This window comes from Streptomyces sp. NPDC002092, from assembly GCF_053593775.1.
Map to the genome: position 1 here is coordinate 20,088 of NZ_JBSFDG010000011.1, position 20,619 is coordinate 40,706.

Sequence of the window (20,619 nt, forward strand, 5' to 3'; positions counted from 1 at the left end):
CTTCCTGGGTGTTCTTGACGCCTGGGTGTTCTTAACGTTCGAGGACGAGGGCGAGGCCCTGGCCGACGCCGATGCAGAGGGTGGCGACGCCGGTGCCGGAGCCGCGGCGGGCGAGCTGGTGCGCGACGGTCCCGGCGAGCCGGGCGCCGGAGGCACCGAGCGGGTGGCCGAGGGCGATGGCGCCGCCCTGCGGGTTGAGGATCGCGGGGTCGAACTCGGGCCATTCGGCGACGCAGCCCAGCACCTGGGCGGCGAAGGCCTCGTTCAGCTCCAGCACGGACAGGTCGGCGAAGGTCCTGCCCGACTTGGCCAGGGCCCGGTTGACGGCCTCGACCGGGGCGAGGCCGAAGTAGTGCGGGTCGACGGCGTTGACGCCGGTCGCCGAGACACGGGCCAGCGGCTCGCGGCCGACCGCTTCCAGGCCCTCCTCGTCGACCAGCAGCAGGGCGGCGGCGCCGTCGTTCAGGGGCGAGGCGTTGCCCGCGGTGACGGTGCCGCCGTCCTTACGGAAGGACGGCTTCAGCTTGGCCATCGCGGCGAGGGAGGCGTCCGGCCGGACGCACTCGTCGGCAGCGAAGGCGACCGGGTCGCCCTTGCGCTGCGGGATGGAGACGGGCGCCAACTCGGCGTCGAACAGGCCCTGTTGCTGGGCAGCGGCCGCCTTCTGGTGAGAGGCGAGCGCGAACTCGTCCTGCTGCTCCCGGCTGATCTTGTGCTTGTCGGCGATCAGTTCGGCGGACTCGCCGAGCGGGATGGTCCACTGCGGGTCCATCCGCGGGTTGACCATGCGCCAGCCCAGCGTGGTGGAGTACAGCTCGGTGTGGGCGGCCGGGAACGGCTTGTCGTTCTTGGGCAGCACGTACGGGGCGCGGGTCATCGACTCCACGCCGCCGGCCACGGCGATGTGGGCGTCGCCGACCGCGATGGCGCGGGCCGCCTGGATGACCGCCTCCAGACCGGAGGCGCACAGCCGGTTGACGGTCACCCCGGGCACGGAGGTCGGCAGCCCGGCCAGCAGGGAGGCCATGCGGGCGACGTTGCGGTTCTCCTCGCCCGCCCCGTTCGCGTTGCCGAAGTACACGTCCTCGATGCGGGAAGGCTCCAACTGCGGTGTCCGGGCGAGGAGTTCACGGATCGTGTGGGCGGCGAGGTCGTCCGGGCGGACGGAGGCGAGGCCGCCGTTGTAGCGGCCGATCGGGGTGCGCACCGCATCGACGATGTAAACCGGGTTCACAGCAGGTCCTCCGCAACGGTCAGCTTGGCGCCGGTCCGGGTGATGACGTCGTCGACGCTCACACCGGGGGCCACCTCGGTCAACACGAGCCCGTCCGTCGTCACGTCGATCACGCCGAGATCGGTGATGACCCGGTTCACACACGCCTTGCCTGTGAGCGGCAGCGCGCACTCCTCCAGGATCTTCGCCGAGCCGTCCTTGGCGGTGTGCGTCATCACCACGATCACCGTGCGCGCGCCGTGCACCAGGTCCATCGCCCCGCCGATCCCGGTGATCAGCTTCCCGGGGACGGCCCAGTTCGCCAGGTCACCACGCGCGGAGACCTGCATCGCGCCCAGCACCGCGACATCGATGTGCCCGCCCCGGATCATCGAGAACGACAGTGCCGAATCGAAGAAGGACGCCCCCGGCAGGACGGTCACGGTCTCCTTGCCGGCGTTGATCAGATCCGGGTCGACGGCGTCCTCGGTGGGGTAGGGGCCGGTGCCGAGGATCCCGTTCTCCGACTCCAGCACCACCTCCACTCCCGCCGGGAGGTGGTTCGGGATCAGCGTCGGCAGCCCGATGCCGAGATTGACGTACTGCCCGTCCTCCAGCTCGCGCGCGGCCCGCGCGGCCATCTGCTCGCGTGTCCAGGCCATCAGCTGCTCACCGTCCGCTGCTCGATCTTCTTGTCGCCTGCCTGCTCCTGCGTCAGGGCGACCACCCGCTGCACGAAGATCCCCGGCAGATGCACCGCGTCCGGATCGATCTGCCCCGGCTCCACCAGCTCCTCCACCTCGGCGATCGTCACCCGCCCGGCCATCGCGGCGAGGGGGTTGAAGTTGCGGGTGGACTTGTTGAACACCAGGTTCCCGTGCCGGTCGCCCTTCGCCGCCCGCACCAGCGCGAAGTCGGTGCGGATGCCCCGCTCCAGCACGTACTCGGTGCCGTCGAACTCCCGCACCTCCTTCGGCGGCGAGGCCAGTGCGACCCCGCCCTGGCCGTCGTAGCGCCAGGGCAGCCCGCCGTCGGCGACCTGTGTACCCACCCCGGCCGGGGTGTAGAAGGCCGGGATCCCGGCCCCGCCCGCGCGCAGCCGCTCCGCCAGCGTGCCCTGCGGGATCAGCTCCACCTCCAGCTCCCCGGCCAGGTACTGCCGCGCGAACTCCTTGTTCGCCCCGATGTAGGAGCCGGTCACCCGCGCGATCCGCCCGGCCGCGAGCAGCACCGCGAGGCCCGTCTCCATCGCCCCGCAGTTGTTGGAGACTACGCTCAGCCCGGACACGCCCCGCTCGTACAACGCCCCGATCAGCACGTTCGGCACACCGCTCAGCCCGAACCCGCCCACCGCGAGCGATGCACCCTCCGGCACATCCGCCACCGCCTCAGCGGCCGTGGCGACCACCTTGTCCATCCGTGAAGCCCCATCCCGTCCGAGCGCCCGGTCACGAATTAATCAGGGCACTGAGTATTTCGGTGAAGTTTCCTTCACGCTGCCACCGGAGCCGCCGGACGTCAAGACCCCCAGGAACAGCAAGGTCAGTAGCCGCGTACAGCTCTACAGACAGTCGACCGGACGACGGGTATCGTTCAGTGCACCAACGAATTCGACCTCGGGAGCGCACATGGCCGCGGTGGACCTCACCACCCACCCCGGGCACCTGGCCCGGCGACTGCAGCAGGCCCACTACCTGTTGTGGAACACGATGGTCTCGGAGGAGATCACCTCGCCGCAGTTCGCGGTCCTCAACGCGCTCGTCGCCGAGCCGGGCCTGGACCAGCGCACGGTGGGGGAGCGGGTGGGCCTCGACCGGTCGACGATCGCCGAGGTGATCAGCCGGCTCGGGCGCCGTGGGCTGCTCCACAAGGTGCGTGATCCGCAGGACGGCCGCCGTTTCCTGCTGCGCCTGACCGAGGACGGTGTGCGCACCCACCGCAAGCTGACGGTGCGCACGGCCCGGATGAACCAGGTCTTCCTGGCCCCGCTCTCCGCCGAGGAACAGTCGGTGTTCTTCGACCTCATCCGGCGGGTCGCCGATGCGGCCGAGGGGCTCCGCAACCCGGCGGAACCCCTCATGGCACAGGGCTGAGCGCGCCGGACCTAGCGCGGTGCCTTCGTCAGTACCACCCATACCTGGCCCTTCGCGAAGCCGACCGGCCTGCCGTCCTTCGTCGTGAACTGTGTGCCGTCGGTGGCTTTCCCGCGCTGCCAGTTGACGTCGTAGACCCGTCCGTCGCGCAGGACCTGCGCCTTTCCGGAGCCGACCGTCTCGGTGTACGGCGTGTTGTTGCCGAGGCGGTCGTGGAAGGCGGACTGGCGCACCTTCACGTACTGCACGACGACCGTCGCCGGGGCCACCCGCTTGCCGTCGGTCGTCGTGGTGGGTCTGCCGTCCATCGCGACCAGATAGCCGTGCAGGCCCGCGGACCAGGTGAAGGTGAAGCCGGCGGCCGGGAAGCGGATGGTGCGGGTGTTCTCCGGTCTGCCGCCTGCCGGTGCGGCGCCGTAGCGGAAACCGGTGGTCAGTGCCTTCGCGCCCGGTGGCGACGACATCAGGCGCGCAGGGTGCAGGTAGAGGTTGTGAGGTGCGGGTCTGTCGGTGCCGCGGAAGTAGGCCCCGGACGCCTTTTCGGGCGGCTCCGCCTGCAGGGGTGCGCTGTTGATCAGCGGCAGCAGCTTGTGCTGCGCCCCGGAGAAGGCGAGCGTCGGACGGTGGAACTGGCGCAGCAGCTCCAGATCCGACTCCCGGGCGCTGCGCACCGGCCCGACGACCTTCGGCAGCGTGCTCGCGTACACCGCCATCAGACGGCTCAGCCCGCCCTCGACCTGTTCCGCGTACACGACGTCCGCCGAGTCGAGCCCCGTCTGGGGGCGGGCCTCAGGCGTGTTGTCGATCTTCACGGCGAGTACGGGGGCGCCGGCGGCGGTCTCCTTCGGCTGCCTGGGGGTGTGCGTCCGGCCGCGTCCGTCCTGCGCCGGGCCGTGCTGATCCGTGCAGCCCGCCGCCAGTGCCGCCGTCGCCGTAGCGGCCAGCAGCGCCACTGTCATCGAGGCGCGTCGCGGACGCGCCCACCGTCCCGTGCTCACCGTGGCCACCACATCCCGTGTCAATGATTGTGCGCTTATACGTTCATTGATGCCCATACCCGCTCGGTTCTGATTGCGCGCGTTCGATACGCCCATTGGCCCTGACCCGCGCCGCACCCCGTTTCCGGCCGTGCTCCCGATCCCGCTTCGGGAAGCGGCGGGGCGGGTACCCGGGCGGCACCGCAGGAGCAGACACACCATGCGATGGAGGGAGCGCCACGCGATGAAGGCTGTGACCTGGCAGGGGAAGCGGGACGTACGGGTGGAGGAGGTGCCCGATCCGGGCATCCAGGAGCCGACCGACGCCGTCATCCGCATCACCTCGACGGGGCTGTGCGGCTCCGATCTGCATCTGTACGAGGTGCTCACGCCGTTCATGACACCGGGCGACATCCTGGGACACGAACCGATGGGCATCGTCGAGGAGGTGGGGGCCGCGGTGCCGGACCTCGCGGTGGGCGACCGGGTGGTGGTGCCCTTCCAGATCGCGTGCGGCAACTGCTGGATGTGTCTGACGGGGCTGCCGACGCAGTGCGAGACCACACAGGTGACCGGCGAGGGCATGGGCGCCGCTCTCTTCGGCTACACCCGCCTGTACGGCGCGGTGCCGGGCGCCCAGGCGGAGTACCTGCGGGTACCGCAGGCGCAGTACGGACCGATCAAGGTCCCGGAAGGCCCGCCCGACGACCGTTTCGTCTATCTCTCCGACGTGCTGCCCACCGCCTGGCAGGCGGTCGAGTACGCGGGGATCCCGCAGGGCGGCAGCGTCGCCGTGCTCGGTCTCGGGCCGATCGGTGACATGGCCTGCCGTGTCGCCCAAGTGCGCGGCGCCGGACGGGTGTTCGGGGTGGACCTGGTGGGCGAGCGGCTGCGCCGGGCGAAGGCGCACGGCGTGGAGACGTTCGACCTGCGGAGGTTCGACAGCGAGAAGGAGCTCGTCCAGGCGATCCGCGACGAGACCGACGGGCGCGGCCCCGACGCCGTGATCGACGCGGTCGGCACCGAAGCCCATGGCAGCGCGGCCGCCCGGCTGGCCCAGCAGGCCTCGGCACTGCTGCCTCGCAAGATCGCGGGCCCGCTCGCCGAACGCTTCAGCATCGACCGGCTCGCCGCCCTGCACACCGCCATCGAACTGGTCCGCCGCGGCGGCACCCTCTCCCTCGTCGGCGTCTACGGCGGCACGGCCGATCCGATGCCGCTGCTCACCATGTTCGACAAGCAGATCCAGATCCGCATGGGCCAGGCCAACGTGCGCCGCTGGAGCGACGAGATCATCCCCTACCTGACGGACGAGGACCCCCTCGGCGTCGACGACTTCGCCACCCACCGGCTGCCGCTCACCGACGCCCCGCACGCGTACGAGATGTTCCAGCGCAAGCAGGACGGCGCGGTCAAGGTGCTCATGACGCCATAGGGCAATTCAGCCCGTCGTGGGGGTCCCCCCGCTCGAGCGGAGCCGAGAGTGGGGGAGTTTGAGGACGAGGCCGTTCAGGCCGAACGGGGGTCCGGGGGCGGAGCCCCCGTGGCAGCCGCGGCACCGCCGGTCAAGCCCCGGCCCCGAAGACCTCTGCCAGGTCGTACCGCACCGGCTCCTCCAGCTGGGCGTAGGTGCAGCTCTCCGGGGTGCGGTCCGGGCGCCAGCGGCGGAAGCGGGCCGTGTGCCGGAAACGCGCCCCGTTCTCCATGTGGTCGTACGCCACCTCGGCCACCCGCTCCGGTCTCAGCGGCACCCAGGACAGGTCCTTCTTGCCCGACCAGCGGCTCGGGGCGCCGGGCAGCCGGGCCGTCTCGTGCGCCGTCTCGTCGGACCAGGCCGCCCAGGGGTGCCCCGCGGCGTCCTCCATCCGCAAGGGTTCCAGTTCCTCGATCAGCTCCGCGCGCCGTTTCATCGGGAACGCCGCCGACACGCCCACGTGCTGCAGGGCGCCCCGGTCGTCGTAGAGGCCGAGGAGCAGTGATCCCACGATCGGGCCGCTCTTGTGGAAGCGGTAGCCCGCGACGACGACGTCCGCCGTGCGCTCGTGCTTGATCTTGTACATGGCGCGCTCGTCCTGGAGGTAGCGCAGGGTGAGCGGCTTGGCGATGACTCCGTCCAGGCCCGCCCCCTCGTACCGCTCGAACCAGCTCTGCGCCACGTCGATGTCGGTGGTGGCCGGCGCCAGGTGGACCGGCGCGGTGACCTCGGCCAGCGCCCGCTCCAGCAGTGCCCGCCGGTCGGTCAGCCGCACGTCGAGCAGCGACTCGTCGGCCAGGGCCAGCAGATCGAAGGCCACGAAGGAGGCCGGGGTCTTCTCCGCGAGCATCCGCACCCGGGAGTCCGCCGGGTGGATGCGCTCGGTGAGCGCGTCGAAGTCCAGCCGTCCCTCCCGGGCGATGACGATCTCCCCGTCCAGCACGCACCGCTCGGGCACCCGTTCCTTCACCGCGGCCACCAGCTCGGGAAAGTACCTGGTCAGCGGCTTGCCGGTACGGCTGCCGAGTTCGACCTCGGTCCCGTCGCGGAACACGATCGCCCGGAAGCCGTCCCACTTCGCCTCGTAGTGCATGTCCGGCGGAATCCTCGCCACCGACTTGGCGAGCATCGGCTTCACGGGCGGCATCACCGGCAGATCCATGGTTCCGATTCTGCTCGCATACGTCGCTTGCCGCCCGGTATGCGAGGTTTACGAGGTACGCCTACCGTGGCCGCATGGGTGAAGCGGTGGAACTGGAAGCGGGCGGCCGCACCGTCCGCCTGTCCAGCCCGGACAAGATCTTCTTCCCGGAGCGCGGTTTCACCAAGCTGGACCTCGCCCGGTACTACATCGCCGTCGGCCCCGGCATCCTGCGCGCCCTGCGCGACCGGCCCACCACCCTGGAGCGTTACCCGGAGGGGGTGACCGGCGAGAACTTCTTCCAGAAGCGGGCGCCCAAGAACATGCCCGACTGGATCCCGACCGCCCACATCACCTTCCCCAGCGGCCGCAGTGCCGACGAGATGTGTCCCACCGAGGAGGCCGCCGTCCTGTGGGCCGCCCAGTACGGCACGCTCACCTTTCACCCCTGGCCGGTGCGCCGCGACGACGTCGACCGCCCCGACGAACTCCGCATCGACCTCGACCCGCAGCCCGGCACCGACTACGACGACGCCGTCCGCGCCGCCCACGAACTGCGCGCCGTCCTCGACGAGTTCGGCGGCCTGCGGGGCTTCCCCAAGACCTCCGGCGGCCGCGGACTGCATGTCTTCGTGCCGATCGAGCCGCGCTGGACCTTCACCCAGGTACGCCGCGCCGCCATCGCCGTGGGCCGGGAGATGGAACGCCGGATGCCGGACCACGTGACGATCAAGTGGTGGAAGGAGGAGCGGGGCGAGAAGATCTTCATCGACTACAACCAGACCGCCCGCGACCGCACCATCGCCTCCGCCTATTCCGTACGACCCCGCCCGCACGCCCCCGTCTCGGCTCCCCTGAGGTGGGACGAGGTGGGCGTCGCGCACCCGCGGGACTTCGACATCGCGACCATGCCCGCACGCTTCGCCGAACTCGGCGATGTGCACGCGGACATGGACGACCGGCGCTTCTCGCTGGAGGCCCTGCTCGAACTCGCCCGCCGCGACGAGCACGACCACGGGCTGGGGGATCTGCCGTACCCGCCCGAGTACCCCAAGATGCCGGGGGAGCCCAAGCGGGTACAGCCGAGCCGGGCGAAGAAGCAGCCGCCTACAGCCCCTTGACGGGCGCGGTGGGGAGAAGACCTGGCCGGCACGGCAACCGCCGAGCAGGAGCAGGAGCAGGATGCGGCCGACATGGCGCCGCGACCCACACTGACGCCGATCCCCGGCTCATCGTCTAGAGCGACTTCACCCCGGCCGGCGGTGAGCGGGCGATGCGTGAACTCCTCGAGCGCCGCCCCGACCTGGACGCCGTGTTCGCCGCCGACGACCTCACCGCGGCGGGTGCGCTGCGCGTGCTGCGCGAGCGCGGGCGGCGGGTGCCCGAGGACGTCGCCGTGATCGGCTTCGACGAGATGCTGCCGGTCGCCGAGCAGACCGCGCCGCCTCGGCCCGCGCTCCGCCGGCCAGGGCGTCGTAGGCGCACCGTCCAGCGTGGTCCTCCCGACGACACTCGTGCGACGGGCCTCGGCCTGAGCCGAATGCGTCTCCGCCGTGCGCGGGCAGCCCGGCCGGGCCCGTGGTGCCGTCAGGCCGTGGCGTGGGGCCGTGTGCTGCTGGGCGAGCTGGTGGAGCGGTCCGCCTCGTCCTGCACGAGCAGGGAGAGCAGTGCTGCCACGGTCAGTCCGGCCTCGGCGGGGTGGCGCAGGACCTTGCTGGGATCGATCCGGTAGGTGTTGGTCCGGCCCTCCCTGGTGTGGGAGAGATAGCCGGCCTGTTCGAGGTCGGAAATGATCTTCTGGACGGCGCGTTCGGTGAGGCGGCAGCGTGCGGCGATGTCGCGGATCCGGGTGCTGTGGTTGTCGGCGATGGCTGCCAGTACGCGCGCGTGATTCGTGACGAACGTCCATCCGGTGTGTGGCTCGGGCACTCCATCCATGCCCCCACTGTAGCGACTCATCATTCGCGCATTCAAAAGCACGTACAGGATTTCATGTATTTCTTGACGCATGCGGGGGAAGAGGGGAACCTTGGGAGCGGAGACGGACGAGCACTCGAGGGAGAGAAGGCCATGCCGGAGCCTGCGCAGTCCGCGCAGACATGCTCGGTGACGATCGACGTGGTGCCGGACGGCGATCGCATGAACGTCCGGTTGTGCGGTGAGCTCGACCACGGCGGCCGACAGCTCGAACGCGGCCTGACGGAGGCGCTGGACGGCTCGGCGAGCGGCATCGACCTGGACCTGAGCGCCATCGGTTTCTGCGACTGCTCCGGCCTCAACCTGCTGCTCGGTCTGCGGCGGAAGGCTCTCGACGAGGGCAAGACGGTCACCATCAGCGCCAGCGGCCCCTCGGTCGACCGGCTGCTGGAGCTGACCGGCGCCCAGGAGCTGTTCGCGCGCCCCGACTCCGACGATGCCGGGAGCACCGAGCCGGAAGCCGCCGGTGACGGACTGAAGGCGCCGGAGGCGGTCGATCAGGAGCTGCGCAAGGAGGTCGCCGAGCTGCGACGGGCGATGCAGACCCGGCCTGCCATAGATCTGGCCCGCGGCATCCTGATGGCCTCCTTCAGTCTGAGCCCCGAGGTGGCGTGGACCGTGCTCGTCACGGCCTCGCAGAACACCAACACCAAGCTGCACGTCCTGGCCCAGGACCTGGTCGGCACCGTTCAGGGCACGCCGCTGCCCGAGGAGGTGCAGCAGCAGCTGGCGGCCGCGGTCGCCCAGGCTCGCGCGGCCGTCCCGCTGGCATGACCGCCAGGCGTCCTCGTCACCTCACGACTGCGGCGCTGCGCTCTTGATCACCGCGAAACGGGCGCCGTAGGGGTCGGCGAGTTTGGCGAAGCGGCCCACGCCCTCGATGTCGGTGGCGGGGACGCGGATCTCGCCGCCCAGTTCCTGTGCCCTGGCGACCGTGGCGTCCGTGTCGGCGACCTCGAAGTACGGCAGCCAGTAGGCGCGGTCCTCCGCCGGGTCCTCGTTGAGCGGGACGATGCCGCCGAACATGGAGTCCTCACCGCCCCCGGCGGGGTTCACGGTCGTGTACGTGCCACCGGGGAAGTCCACCGCCGCCGTCTCCAGGCCCAGCGTCTCGTGGTAGAACCAGGCGGCCGCGGCGATGTCCGGGGTGTACAGCTCGACCCAGGACAGCGCCCCCGCCTCGTTCGCCACGTCCACGCCCTTGGTCCGGCCGGGCTGCCAGATGCCGAAGGGCACGCCCGCCTTGTCGGCGAGGATCGCCATGTGTCCCTCGCCCATCACGTCCATGGGCTGCATCAGCACACTGCCGTGCGCCTGCTCGGCCGCCTTGGCGGTGGCTTCGGCGTTCCCGCTCTGGAAGTACACCGTCCAGGACGGCGGTCCCTGCTCGGGCGTGGTCTGCACACCCCCCGCCGCGGTCCTCCCGTCCAGCTGGAAGAAGCCGTATCCGCCGGCGTCCGGCCCCGCCGACCGGAACCGCCAGCCGAAGAGACCGCCGTAGAAGGAGATGGCGCCGTCGATGTCGGAGGTGCTGACGTCGAGCCAGTTGGGAGCGCCGTTGACGAAACGGGTGGTGAGCATCTTCGCCCTCCTCGGAAGGGTCCCGTTGTCTGCACTGTTCGGAAGGGTCCCGTTGTCTGCACTGCCGAGTCTTGCACCGCCCACTGACAATCGCTGCCGGAGTCCTCTTTCCGCCGGCTTCCGCGCGCCGCCGTGCGCGGCGGTGGGTCGGGGCGCCACCATCAGGGTGGCCGGGGGCCCCGCCGGGCGGCGTTGATGGCGCGTTGATCGAACGTTTTTCGGCCCCCGGCACGATCTCGTCCATGCACATCGACACCATCACCCCGGCCGACTTCGCCTGGCAGGCCCAGGCTCAGGCGCTGTGCGCACAGACGGGGGCGGACTTCTTCTTTCCGGAGCCGGGCAGCTCGGTGCGTGAGGCGAAGCGCATCTGCGGCATGTGCGAGATACGCCCGGCCTGCCTCGAGTACGCCCTGCAGAACGACGAACGCTTCGGCGTCTGGGGCGGCCTGTCGGAGAAGGAACGCCTCGAACTCAGGCGGAGGACACACTGAAGCGGCCGGTACGCGCGTGCGTACCGGCCGCTTCCCGGCCCGGTGCCGGGCCTTCCGTCAGGTGCTCCGTCAGCCTGCGGCGCGCGCCGCCATGCGCGCCTTGCGTGCCGCCAGCTTCTCGTCGAACTTCAGGGCCTCCGCGTCCAGCCCGCCCAGGAACAGCCCGAGTTCGTCCTGGGCCTGCCGGCCCTCGGGGCCGAGGCCGTCGATCTCCATGATCTTCAGGAAGCGCAGGACCGGCTGGAGCACGTCGTCGTGGTGGATGCGCAGGTTGTAGACCTCGCCGATCGCCATCTGCGCGGCGAACCGCTCGAAACCGGGCATGCCGTGGCCGGGCATCCGGAAGTTCACCACGACGTCCCGGACCGCCTGCATGGTCAGGTCGGGAGCCAGTTCGAAGGCGGCCTTCAGGAGATTGCGGTAGAAGACCATGTGCAGGTTCTCGTCGGTGGCGATCCGCGACAGCATGCGGTCGCAGACCGGGTCGCCGGACTGGTGGCCGGTGTTGCGGTGCGAGATACGGGTCGCGAGCTCCTGGAAGGCGACGTAGGCGACCGAGTGCAGCATCGAGTGCCGGTTGTCCGACTCGAAGCCCTCGCTCATGTGGGCCATGCGGAACGCTTCCAGCTTGTCCGGGTCGACCGCGCGCGAGGCGAGCAGATAGTCGCGCATCACGATGCCGTGCCGGCCCTCCTCGGCGGTCCAGCGGTGCACCCAGGTGCCCCAGGCGCCGTCACGGCCGAACAGCGAGGCGATCTCGTGGTGGTAGCTGGGCAGGTTGTCCTCGGTGAGCAGATTCACCACCAGCGCGATCCGGCCGATCTCGGTGACCTTGGACTGCTCCTTGTCCCAGGCCTCGCCGTCCTCGAACAGGCCGGGGAAGTTACGGGCGTCCGACCAGGGCACGTACTCGTGGGGCATCCAGTCCTTGGCGACCTTCAGATGCCGGTTGAGTTCCGTCTCGACCACTTCCTCCAGGGCGTACAGCAGCTTGGCGTCGGTCCAGACGGCGGGGCTGCCGAGGTGCGGGGAAGTGATCGTCACGGGAACTCCAGGGGGACGCACAACTAAGGGGGACGGATCGGCGAGCGGTGCCGAACCTACGGGATCGTAGGCTACGAAACCGTAGGTTACGAAGCCGTAGGTTAAGCCCGCTGTAAAGATCCCTGATCAGGGCACATTTCCTAGGGCTCCCAAGGAACCCCGAAAAGCCCCAGGACCCGCAGGTCCCAGGGCTGAAAGGGTGGCCGCACATCCGTCAGGCGTACAGCTCCCGCAGTCGCACCGAGAGACATGTCACACAGCCTTCGAGCTTCTCGAACTCGCTGATGTCCACCACGACCGGATCGTGACCCAGGTCGGCGAGCAGCTCCGCCGACTTCGGCGCGCTCGCCGCCATCAGCAGCTTGCTGCCGCCGAGCAGCACCACGTGCGAGCCCGACTCCTCGGGCACCGACAGGAAGCGCGGGAACAGCGACGGCCGGTCCACCTTGGGGATGTGCCCGATGACCGTCCCGTCCGGCAGCGCCGTGACCGCCGACTTCAGATGCAGCACCTTGCTCACGGGTACGGCGACGACCCGCGCCCCCAGCGGCTCGAAGGCGGCCCGCAGCTGCTGGACGCCGGCCGCGTTGGTGCGGCCGCCCCGGCCGACGTAGATCGTGTCGCCGATCTTCAGCACGTCGCCGCCGTCCAGGGTGCCGGGCTCCCAGATCCAGTTGACCGAGCAGCCGAGACGGGCGACGGCCTCCTCGACACCGGCCGTCTCCTCCCGCCGGGAGTCGGCGCCGGGACGGGTGATCAGTGCGACGTTCTTGTACATGACGACGGTGTCCTCGACGAACACGGAGTCCGGGCAGTCGTCCTCCGGGTCCACCTCGATCGTCTCCCAGCCGTGCTCGCGCAGGGCCTCGACATACGCCTCCCACTGCTCGACCGCGAGATCGAAGTCGACCTTGTCCCGCTCGATGTGCGTGACCAGCCCTTCGGCGAGGCGGGGGCTCGGGCGGCGGACGAGGGCCTTCTTGCTGGGCACGACGGAACTCCGAATCGGCGGGACGGCAGACCGGGCGCCCATGACGCGACACCCGGTCCGCCATCATGCAGCGCCGATCCACCACGGCAAAACCCTCGTTGCCAGGCTGTGCCCCTCCTGAGACGCACCATCGGGGGCTATCCGACCGCCTCCGGCGTCGTCTCCTGCAGCTCACCGTCCAGCAGCAGCCACCGGGTGATCCCGATCGACTCCAGGAACGGCAGGTCGTGGCTGGCCACGATCAGCGCCCCTTCGTACGACTCCAGGGCCGAGGTCAGCTGCCGCACGCTCGCCATGTCGAGGTTGTTCGTCGGCTCGTCGAGCATCAGCAGCTGCGGTGCCGGTTCGGCCAGCATCAGGGCGGCCAGGGCCGCCCGGAAGCGTTCGCCGCCGGACAGGGTGGCCGCCTTCTGGTCGGCGCGGGCGCCCCGGAACAGGAAGCGGGCAAGGCGCGCCCGGATCCGGTTGTTGGTGGCGGCCGGCGCGAACCGGGCCACGTTCTCGGCGACCGACAGCTCGCCGTCGAGCACGTCGAGGCGCTGCGGCAGGAAACGCAGCGGCACGTGCGCGTGCGCCTCGCCCGCCACCGGCGCCAGTTCCCCGGCGATGGTGCGCAGCAGCGTCGTCTTGCCGGAGCCGTTGCGCCCGATCAGCGCCACCCGCTCCGGACCGCGCAGATCCAGGCCGCCGGCCACGCGCGCGCCGTACGCGAGCTGCAGGTCCAGGAGGGTCAGGACGGTACGGCCCGGCGGTACGGCCGTGTACGGCAGGTCGACGCGGATCTCGTCGTCGTCCCGTACGGCGTCCACCGCCTCGTCGAGCCGTTCCTTCGCCTCGCTGAGCCGCTCCTCGTGCATGATGCGGTGCTTGCCCGCGGACTCCTGCGCCGCGCGCTTGCGCGCCCCCATGACGATCTTCGGCTCGCGCTTCTGGTCCCACATCTTCTGCCCGTACCGTTTGCGCCGGGCCAACTTGACCTGGGCGTCGACCAGTTCGCGCTTCTGCTTCCTGAAGTCGGCCTCCGCGACGCGCACCATCCGCTCGGCCGCCTCCTGCTCGGCGGCGAGGGCCTCCTCGTACGCGGAGTAGTTGCCGCCGAACCAGGTGACCTCCCCGGAGCGCAGATCGGCGATCTGGTCGACCAGTTCCAGGAGTTCGCGGTCGTGGCTGACCACGACCATCACTCCCGGCCAGGACTCGACGGCCGCGTACAGCCGCCTGCGCGCGTACAGGTCCAGGTTGTTGGTCGGCTCGTCCAGGAGCAGGACGTCCGGGCGGCGCAGCAGCAGTGCGGCCAGCCGCAGCAGCACCGACTCGCCGCCCGACACCTCGCCGATGGTGCGGTCCAGCTCGATGTGCGCGAGGCCGAGTTCACCGAGCGTGGCGAGCGCGCGTTCCTCCACGTCCCAGTCGTCGCCGACCGTCTCGAAGTGCTCCTCGGCCACGTCGCCCGCCTCGATGGCGTGCAGCGCGGCCCGCTGTGCGGCGATGCCGAGCGCCTCGTCGACGCGCAGCTGGGTGTCGAGCGTGACGTTCTGCGGGAGGTAGCCGACCTCGCCCGCGACGCGTACGGCGCCGTCGGCCGGGGCGAGCTCACCGGCGATCAGCTTCAACAGGGTCGATTTTCCTGACCCGTTGACGCCGACGAGCCCCGTCCTGCCGGGACCGAAGGAGACATCGAGGCCCTCGAAGACGGGGGTGCCGTCGGGCCAGGTGAAGGACAGAGACGTACAAGTGATGGAAGTAGACATGCGGGCCTCGCGGTTGCTTGGTGCGGTCAGGGGCAAACGCGTATCGAGACACCGGAGACCTACGGCTGGAGAGGAGAGCCCTGGGGCACGAAAAAAGCCCTACTCCGTCAGGACGGCTCGAACGCCGAGGTCGCACGCAGCGCACACACCTCACGTGTGTGACACGGTGTCTCAGGACCTCAGACGAGCAACGTCCTTCTCCAATCGACGGCAACAGAACCGCTGTACACCGTAGGAGGCGGTCGGCGGACTGTCAACGGATTAACGTGCTCTGCGCCCTCACCGCACGAAGGAGTCCCCGTGCCCAACGGCCCGCTCTCACTGCCCGCCCGGCTCTGTCTGCTGGCCTGGGACACCCGCACCGCCGAGGTCACCGCCGCCGCCCGCCTGCACCACCTGGTGCGGGCCGGCGCCCTCATCGAACTGGCCCGGCGTGGTCTGCTCGTCGACGAGGACGGCATCGCCACGCCCGCCGACATGGACTCCATCACCGGGGACGCCGTCCTCGACGGGCTGCTGGAACTGGTCCGCGAGTCCCGGCCGCACCGCTGGCAGACCTGGGTGACGCTGCACGCGCGCGTGACCCTCGACGCAGTACGGGAGCAACTGACGGCGGAGGGCTGTCTGCGGGCGGAGAAGAAGCGGGTCCTCGGGGTCTTCCCGAGTGTGGAGCACGTGCTGGCGCGGCCGGACGTCGTGGACGCGCTGCGTGCGGGGGCGCGGCAGGTTCTGGAGGGCCCGGTGCCGGTGGCGGAGGTCTCCGACCGGGACGCGGCCGTGGTCGCCCTCGCCGCCGCCGCGGAGCTGCCCACGCTGGTGCCGGGCAAGGACCGCAAGCGCCTGCAGGCGCGCGTGGCGGAGCTGACCGAGCGCAGCGGGGCGGCGGCGCCCGCGCTGCGGAAGGTCGTCACCGAGGTGCACACGGCGGTGAACGCGTCCCTGACGGCGGTCACGGGCGGCTGAACCGCACCCGGCCCCGGCGCCTCACGCATGACGACCGAGAGCCGTCTCCGTGACCGCGCTCCGGCCTTCCGCCCGCTGCTTGTGCAGGGCAGCGCGCTCGTGCTGTCGCCCGCGCAAGCGTAGGCTCGGCCATCGCCCAGTCAGCCCACGCCGTGGTCCACCGCGCCGCGCGGGAGCTGCTGGGTGCGGGGACGTGCGGGGCGTTGGAGGGACGCCTTGACCACGGCGAGCTGAACAAAACTGTCGGCGTTGCACCGACCGCCCCCAAAGGGGCGCGGGGAACTGCGCGACAAGCCACAACGCACCCGCAGACGACATACGGCCTGACGGCCCCAAATGCGCAGCGCTCAGCAAGCGTCCCGAATCAGCTCCGCCAGGTCATGGTCCAGATCCATCTGCAGATGTTCCAGCCCCACCGGCACCAGTGCACTCGTGGCGTCCAGGAACCGGCGTATCTCGTGCGACCGGACGTGCACCACGGCGGTGCCCTCGGGCGCGTGGAACTCCAGGACGGTGCGCTCGTACCCGTACGGCCGCACGCGCACGTCGCCGTGGCCCTCCGGCTCGTGCAGACCCGCCGCGAGGAGGTCGCGGGCGAACGTCCAGCAGACCTCCACGCCCTCCAGGGTGGCAGGCGCCGGGAAGGTCATACGGACCGCGAACGGGTCGCTGCGGTCGTAGTGCAGCTTCGCCGGGATGCTCGGCATGCGCGGCGCGGCGGCGACGAGGCGGGCCTCCACGGGTTGTTCGATGACGGTGGACAACGCCTTGCTCCCTTGTGACGTCTGGGCGGACTTCCGAGTGGATTGGGCCGGGCACTGCTAGAGACGCTGGAATCAGCCAATCCGTGCACACCTGATTCGAGTGACCTGCGTCACCGCATTCATGCACAGGAGTGACGCAGTCCATTTCCCGTGCACCGACGGGCAGTTGTGAAAAGGGCCGCCATCTGGACGGGGTCGGGGGTCTCGGATAGCTTCGCCCGCCATGAGGCGTATGGGGAACACGCGACGAACGAGACTTACGTTTCGGACAGTGGCCGCAGGGGCGGTGTGCTCGGCGGCGCTGGCCGCCCTGACCGTCGTGCCCGCACAGGCACAGCAGCCCGGGCACCAGGCGCCGCACTGGGAACTCAAGGACACCGGTGCGACCGGTGTGCGCTTCCGGGGGCTGTCGGCCGTCAGCCGGGACACCGCCTGGGTGGCCGGGACCGGCGGCACCGTGCTGCGCACCACCGACGGAGGGGCGAGCTGGCGGAACGTCTCGCCGCCGGGCGCCGGCGAGCTGCAGTTCCGGGACATCGAGGCGTTCGACGCGCGGCGCGCCGTGGTGCTGGCCATCGGCGAGGGCGAGGCCTCCCGCGTCTACCGCACCGAGGACGGCGGCACGACCTGGACCGAGTCCTTCCGCAACACCGACACCAAGGCCTTCTACGACTGCCTCACCTTCTTCGACCACCGCCACGGCCTCGCCATGAGCGACCCGGTGGACGGCAAGTTCCGCATCCTGTCGACCGGCGACGGGGGCCGCTCCTGGAAGGTGCTCCCGAGCGACGGCATGCCGGCCGCCCTGGACGGCGAGGCGGGCTTCGCGGCGAGCGGGCAGTGCCTGGTCGCCTCCGGCCCCTCGGACGTCTGGCTGGCCACGGGCGGCGGCGCACGCGCGCGTGTGCTGCACTCCGCCGACCGCGGGCTCAGCTGGACGGCCACCGACACACCGATCCCGGCGGGCGATCCGGCGAAGGGCGTCTTCGCGCTCGCCTTCCGCGACCGCACCCATGGGCTCGCGGTCGGCGGCGACTACCGCCCCGACCAGGCCTCCCCGCAGGCCGCGGCCCGCACCTCGGACGGCGGCCGCACCTGGCAGTCCGCCGCCACCCCGCCGCCCGCCTACCGCTCCGGCGCCGCCTGGCTCCCGCACAGCCGCACCGCCGCCCTCGCGGTCGGCCCCACCGGCACCGACCTCACCACCGACGGCGGCCGCACCTGGCGGACCGTCGACACGGGCTCGTACGACACCGTGGACTGCACTGCGGACCTGGGCTGCTGGGCGGCGGGGGAGCAAGGGAGGGTCGCTCGTCTGGAGCGGTGACGTACGGGGTGAATGCGGGTACTCGGTCGCGGACCGCGAAAGGAGTGAGCGAGCATGCCCGCAGGTTCCAGCTCCAAGCGTGAGCGCCAGTACGAGCACATCAAGAAGAGCGCGCAGGACCGGGGTGAGAGCACCGGACGGGCCGAGGAGATCGCGGCGCGGACGGTGAACAAGGAGCGTGCCCGGTCCGGCGAGTCCAAGTCCGCCAGCCGCAGCTCCACGAAGGACATGTCCTCCGGAAAGCGTGGTGGCCAGCGGTCCGGCCAGGGTTCCCAGGGCCCCACCCGCGACCAGCTGTACAACGAGGCCAAGCAGCGCGGTATCGAGGGCCGTTCGAACATGAACAAGGACCAGCTGCAGCGCGCGCTGAACGCGAAGAAGGGCTGAGTTCCCCGTCCCCCGCGACAGCGAGGAGCACCCCGCCGTCGCGGGGTTCCTTGCGCCCGGCGGCGAACGTCCGCCGCCCGCTCGGGGGCCGTACGCTCGTCCCATCATGACGACCGTACGCATCCCCGCGGGCTGGCCCGTGACCGAGGAACAGGCCCGCGCCGAACAGGACCGACTGCGGGCACAGGTGGTGCTCGACGAGCCGGGACCGCCGCCGGGCACCGGCCATGTCACCGGTGTCGACGTGGCGTACGACGACGAGCGGGACCTCGTCGCCGCCGCGGCGGTCGTCCTGGACGCGGCGAGCCTGGAGGTCGTCGCGCAGGCCACGGCGGTCGGCCGCGTCTCCTTCCCGTACGTTCCCGGTCTGCTCGCCTTCCGCGAGATCCCCACGGTCCTCGCCGCCCTCGCCGCCCTGCCGTGCCCGCCCGGCCCGGTCGTGTGCGACGGCTACGGTCTGGCCCACCCGCGCCGCTTCGGACTCGCCAGCCACCTCGGCGTCCTGACCGGCCTGCCCACGATCGGCGTCGCGAAGAACCCCTTCACCTTCACCCACGCCGACCCGGACGCCCCGCGCGGCAGCACCTCGCCCCTCCTCGCGGACACCGAGGAGGTCGGCCGCGCCCTCCGCACCCGCGACGGCGTCAAGCCGGTCTTCGTGTCGGTGGGCCACCGGGTGAACCTCGACAACGCCTGCGCCCACACCCTGGCCCTCACCCCGAAGTACCGCCTGCCGGAGACGACCCGCAGGGCGGACGCGTTGTGCCGAAGGGCGCTTCAAGAGGCGACGATCCGCCACTGATCCATGCGGCGGGGCGCAGGTGCCGGGTGCGATCTGAGTACCTGGACTGAGTACCCGTACGGATGTGGGTGCGGTGCGCCGGTCGGCAGGCTGTGGCTCATGACGACGCACCGCGCTTCGAAGCCCCTCGCCGATCCCGACCGTCCCGTCGAGCGGGCCGTGACGGCCGCGCTGGTCCTTGCCGTCCTGGCGGGGCTCGGCTGGATCGCCGGGATGCTCTACACGGTGGCGGGGTGGTCCTGAGGGGCGCGTTCAGCGGCTTGCGGCGACCCGGAAGGTCAGGCCCGCCCTGCGCAGGCGTTCGGTCAGCGCGTCGCCCATGGCCACCGCCGTGGTGACCTGACCGGCGGTCGGGGGCAGGTCGTCGAAGGCCAGCGACAGCGCCGACTCGCCGAACATCTTCGCCGTCTCGTCGTAGCCGGGGTCGCCGCCCGCGACCTCCGTGAGCACCTGCCGGCCGCCGCCCTCGCCCACGAAGCGGACCTTGAACCAGCTCTTCGCCCGCTTCTCGGCGCTCGGCCCCTCGCCGGGCTTGAGCCGGTCGGACAACCAGCGCCGCGCGGGCGGCAGTTGGGCGGCCGCGAAGAGGGCGCCGACGGCCGCGATCCCGCCCACGGCGACGGGCAGGTGCCGCACCGCCGCGTAGTGGCGGTAGCGGAAGTCGGGGCCGTAGCGCTCCAGGGCCTTCGCGGAGCGGCCCACGATCTGCGCGTCGATGGTCGGCAGCGGCAGCGCCCAGGCGCCGACCTCCTTCGCGAACCGCGGCGCACCCGTGGGCGCGGTGGCCCGCCGCCCCACCAGGCGCGGCTCGTGCCGCTTGCGGTCCCGCTCGGCGGCCAGCATCGGCCGTACCCGCGAGAACTGGTTCAGCGCCGAGGCGAACGTCCCGCCGGAGAAGGTGGCGTCCGCCGTCACGAACCCGTCCACCGTCAGCGGCACGCCCTCGGGCAGCTGCCGCACGGTGAAGTACGCGCCCAGGTCATGGGGGATCGAGTCGAACCCGCAGGCGTGCACCAGCCGCGCACCGGTCTCACGCGCGCGTGCATCGTGCCGGACGTAGGTCAGGTCTACGAACTCGGGCTCACCGGTGAGGTCGAGATAGTCCGCACCGCTGTCCGCGCAGGCGGCGACCAGCTCTTCGCCGTACGTCACATACGGTCCCACCGTCGTGGCCACCACGCGCGCGTGCTCCGCGAGTTCGCGCAGCGACGCCGGGTCGGCCACGTCCGCCCGCAGCACGCCGACCTTCCCGTTGCCGGGCAGCCGCTCGCGCAGCTGCTCCAGCTTCTGCTCGCTGCGGCCCGCGATCGCCCAGCGCAGGTCCTCGGGCGCGTGCGCGGCGAGGTACTCCGCGGTGAGCGTCCCGACGAAGCCCGTGGCTCCGAAGAGCACGATGTCGTACGGACGGTCCGTCCTGTTCAGCCTGCTCATGACACCCCTCGGTCCGCAGCACGCGCCGTTGTCGGTGGCCGAGGCTAGCGTGAACAGTACGGAGCCCGACGACGAGCCCGGAGGAAAGCGGTGACCGTGCCGAGGAATGCCCTGAAGAAGTCGGAGAAGGTGCGCGAATTCGCCCTCGGACTGCCGGGTGCGCCCCGGGCGCGGAACCCGTGATCGCGGTGAAGCGGTCTGATAGCCGA

The 20,619-nt window shown here is 71.0% G+C and carries 22 protein-coding genes and 1 pseudogene; 11 read left to right on the forward strand and 12 right to left on the reverse strand.

The window, feature by feature from the left end:
- Positions 1-31: 31 nt before the first annotated feature.
- Genes ACWCRD_RS25020 through ACWCRD_RS25030 form a run of 3 tightly spaced genes read right to left on the reverse strand, consistent with a single transcriptional unit; the run spans position 32 to position 2,630 of the window.
- Positions 32-1,234: a thiolase family protein gene (locus ACWCRD_RS25020; protein ID WP_450968002.1), complete on the reverse strand. Its 1,203-nt coding sequence runs from the start codon at positions 1,232-1,234 to the stop codon at positions 32-34.
- Positions 1,231-1,875 carry a CoA transferase subunit B gene (locus tag ACWCRD_RS25025; protein WP_450968003.1) on the reverse strand — a complete coding sequence of 215 codons (645 nt, stop codon included), beginning with the start codon at positions 1,873-1,875 and terminating at the stop codon, positions 1,231-1,233. The genes ACWCRD_RS25020 and ACWCRD_RS25025 overlap by 4 nt, the downstream gene beginning before the upstream one ends.
- Entirely contained in the window at positions 1,875-2,630 is a 756-nt protein-coding gene (locus ACWCRD_RS25030; protein WP_450968004.1) for a CoA transferase subunit A, read from the reverse strand. Before ACWCRD_RS25030 ends, ACWCRD_RS25025 begins: the two co-directional genes overlap by 1 nt.
- A gap of 211 nt (positions 2,631-2,841) precedes the next feature.
- Here ACWCRD_RS25030 and ACWCRD_RS25035 point away from each other — a divergent pair, with 211 nt between their 5' ends.
- Positions 2,842-3,306, forward strand: coding sequence for a MarR family winged helix-turn-helix transcriptional regulator (locus tag ACWCRD_RS25035; RefSeq protein ID WP_450968005.1), 465 nt, complete (start codon positions 2,842-2,844; stop codon positions 3,304-3,306).
- A gap of 11 nt (positions 3,307-3,317) precedes the next feature.
- On the opposite strand, the gene ACWCRD_RS25040 is transcribed toward ACWCRD_RS25035, so the two are convergent.
- Positions 3,318-4,265 carry a DUF3048 domain-containing protein gene (locus ACWCRD_RS25040; RefSeq protein ID WP_450968300.1) on the reverse strand — a complete coding sequence of 316 codons (948 nt, stop codon included), beginning with the start codon at positions 4,263-4,265 and terminating at the stop codon, positions 3,318-3,320.
- 262 nt (positions 4,266-4,527) lie between these two features.
- Here ACWCRD_RS25040 and ACWCRD_RS25045 point away from each other — a divergent pair, with 262 nt between their 5' ends.
- On the forward strand, positions 4,528-5,718 hold the full coding sequence (locus ACWCRD_RS25045) for a zinc-dependent alcohol dehydrogenase (protein WP_450968006.1): 1,191 nt from the start codon (positions 4,528-4,530) through the stop codon (positions 5,716-5,718).
- Positions 5,719-5,848: 130 nt separating this feature from the next.
- Here ACWCRD_RS25045 and ACWCRD_RS25050 read toward each other — a convergent pair whose 3' ends face one another.
- Positions 5,849-6,919, reverse strand: a complete 1,071-nt coding sequence (locus tag ACWCRD_RS25050; protein WP_450968007.1) for an ATP-dependent DNA ligase — start codon at positions 6,917-6,919, stop codon at positions 5,849-5,851.
- Positions 6,920-6,993: 74 nt separating this feature from the next.
- Between ACWCRD_RS25050 and ligD the strand changes: the two genes are divergently transcribed.
- Together ligD and ACWCRD_RS25060 are read left to right on the forward strand one after the other, a co-directional pair.
- A complete protein-coding gene (ligD, locus tag ACWCRD_RS25055) occupies positions 6,994-8,019 on the forward strand; it encodes a non-homologous end-joining DNA ligase (protein WP_450968008.1) in 1,026 nt (341 codons plus the stop codon).
- A 92-nt stretch (positions 8,020-8,111) separates the two neighbouring features.
- A pseudogene (locus ACWCRD_RS25060) lies at positions 8,112-8,433 on the forward strand (substrate-binding domain-containing protein); the annotation flags it as partial.
- Positions 8,434-8,485: 52 nt separating this feature from the next.
- Here ACWCRD_RS25060 and ACWCRD_RS25065 read toward each other — a convergent pair.
- A complete protein-coding gene (locus ACWCRD_RS25065; protein ID WP_450968009.1) occupies positions 8,486-8,836 on the reverse strand; it encodes a helix-turn-helix transcriptional regulator in 351 nt (116 codons plus the stop codon).
- A gap of 132 nt (positions 8,837-8,968) precedes the next feature.
- Between ACWCRD_RS25065 and ACWCRD_RS25070 the strand changes: the two genes are divergently transcribed.
- Positions 8,969-9,649, forward strand: a complete 681-nt coding sequence (locus ACWCRD_RS25070) for an ANTAR domain-containing protein (RefSeq protein ID WP_450968010.1) — start codon at positions 8,969-8,971, stop codon at positions 9,647-9,649.
- A gap of 21 nt (positions 9,650-9,670) precedes the next feature.
- On the opposite strand, the gene ACWCRD_RS25075 is transcribed toward ACWCRD_RS25070, so the two are convergent.
- The gene (locus ACWCRD_RS25075) at positions 9,671-10,456 is read right to left on the reverse strand and encodes a VOC family protein (protein WP_450968011.1); all 786 of its coding nucleotides are present in this window, start codon (positions 10,454-10,456) and stop codon (positions 9,671-9,673) included.
- 242 nt (positions 10,457-10,698) lie between these two features.
- Between ACWCRD_RS25075 and ACWCRD_RS25080 the strand changes: the two genes are divergently transcribed.
- The gene (locus ACWCRD_RS25080; protein WP_450968012.1) at positions 10,699-10,950 is read left to right on the forward strand and encodes a WhiB family transcriptional regulator; all 252 of its coding nucleotides are present in this window, start codon (positions 10,699-10,701) and stop codon (positions 10,948-10,950) included.
- A 69-nt stretch (positions 10,951-11,019) separates the two neighbouring features.
- On the opposite strand, the gene ACWCRD_RS25085 is transcribed toward ACWCRD_RS25080, so the two are convergent.
- The 3 genes from ACWCRD_RS25085 to ACWCRD_RS25095 all read right to left on the reverse strand — a co-directional run bounded on the left by ACWCRD_RS25085 (position 11,020) and on the right by ACWCRD_RS25095 (position 14,736).
- Entirely contained in the window at positions 11,020-11,994 is a 975-nt protein-coding gene (locus ACWCRD_RS25085; protein ID WP_450968013.1) for an acyl-ACP desaturase, read from the reverse strand.
- Between the two features lie 214 nt (positions 11,995-12,208).
- The gene (gene ddaH, locus ACWCRD_RS25090; protein ID WP_450968014.1) at positions 12,209-12,985 is read right to left on the reverse strand and encodes a dimethylargininase; all 777 of its coding nucleotides are present in this window, start codon (positions 12,983-12,985) and stop codon (positions 12,209-12,211) included.
- A 137-nt stretch (positions 12,986-13,122) separates the two neighbouring features.
- Positions 13,123-14,736 (reverse strand): ABC-F family ATP-binding cassette domain-containing protein, encoded by a 1,614-nt coding sequence (locus ACWCRD_RS25095; protein ID WP_450968015.1) that lies wholly within the window; start codon positions 14,734-14,736, stop codon positions 13,123-13,125.
- A gap of 300 nt (positions 14,737-15,036) precedes the next feature.
- Between ACWCRD_RS25095 and ACWCRD_RS25100 the strand changes: the two genes are divergently transcribed.
- Complete coding sequence (locus tag ACWCRD_RS25100) at positions 15,037-15,699, forward strand: GOLPH3/VPS74 family protein (RefSeq protein ID WP_450968016.1); 663 nt, start codon at positions 15,037-15,039, stop codon at positions 15,697-15,699.
- Between the two features lie 347 nt (positions 15,700-16,046).
- Here ACWCRD_RS25100 and ACWCRD_RS25105 read toward each other — a convergent pair whose 3' ends face one another.
- Positions 16,047-16,463 (reverse strand): SsgA family sporulation/cell division regulator, encoded by a 417-nt coding sequence (locus tag ACWCRD_RS25105; RefSeq protein WP_450968017.1) that lies wholly within the window; start codon positions 16,461-16,463, stop codon positions 16,047-16,049.
- Positions 16,464-16,695: 232 nt separating this feature from the next.
- Between ACWCRD_RS25105 and ACWCRD_RS25110 the strand changes: the two genes are divergently transcribed.
- From ACWCRD_RS25110 to mmpA, 4 genes are all read left to right on the forward strand, one after another.
- Complete coding sequence (locus ACWCRD_RS25110; protein WP_450968018.1) at positions 16,696-17,790, forward strand: WD40/YVTN/BNR-like repeat-containing protein; 1,095 nt, start codon at positions 16,696-16,698, stop codon at positions 17,788-17,790.
- 54 nt (positions 17,791-17,844) lie between these two features.
- On the forward strand, positions 17,845-18,177 hold the full coding sequence (locus ACWCRD_RS25115; protein ID WP_115910402.1) for a plasmid stabilization protein: 333 nt from the start codon (positions 17,845-17,847) through the stop codon (positions 18,175-18,177).
- 106 nt (positions 18,178-18,283) lie between these two features.
- Positions 18,284-18,979 carry an endonuclease V gene (locus ACWCRD_RS25120; protein ID WP_450968019.1) on the forward strand — a complete coding sequence of 232 codons (696 nt, stop codon included), beginning with the start codon at positions 18,284-18,286 and terminating at the stop codon, positions 18,977-18,979.
- Between the two features lie 99 nt (positions 18,980-19,078).
- Entirely contained in the window at positions 19,079-19,222 is a 144-nt protein-coding gene (gene mmpA / locus ACWCRD_RS25125) for a morphogenic membrane protein MmpA (RefSeq protein WP_450968020.1), read from the forward strand.
- A gap of 9 nt (positions 19,223-19,231) precedes the next feature.
- Here mmpA and ACWCRD_RS25130 read toward each other — a convergent pair whose 3' ends face one another.
- Positions 19,232-20,410 (reverse strand): saccharopine dehydrogenase family protein, encoded by a 1,179-nt coding sequence (locus ACWCRD_RS25130; protein WP_450968021.1) that lies wholly within the window; start codon positions 20,408-20,410, stop codon positions 19,232-19,234.
- Positions 20,411-20,619: the final 209 nt, after the last annotated feature.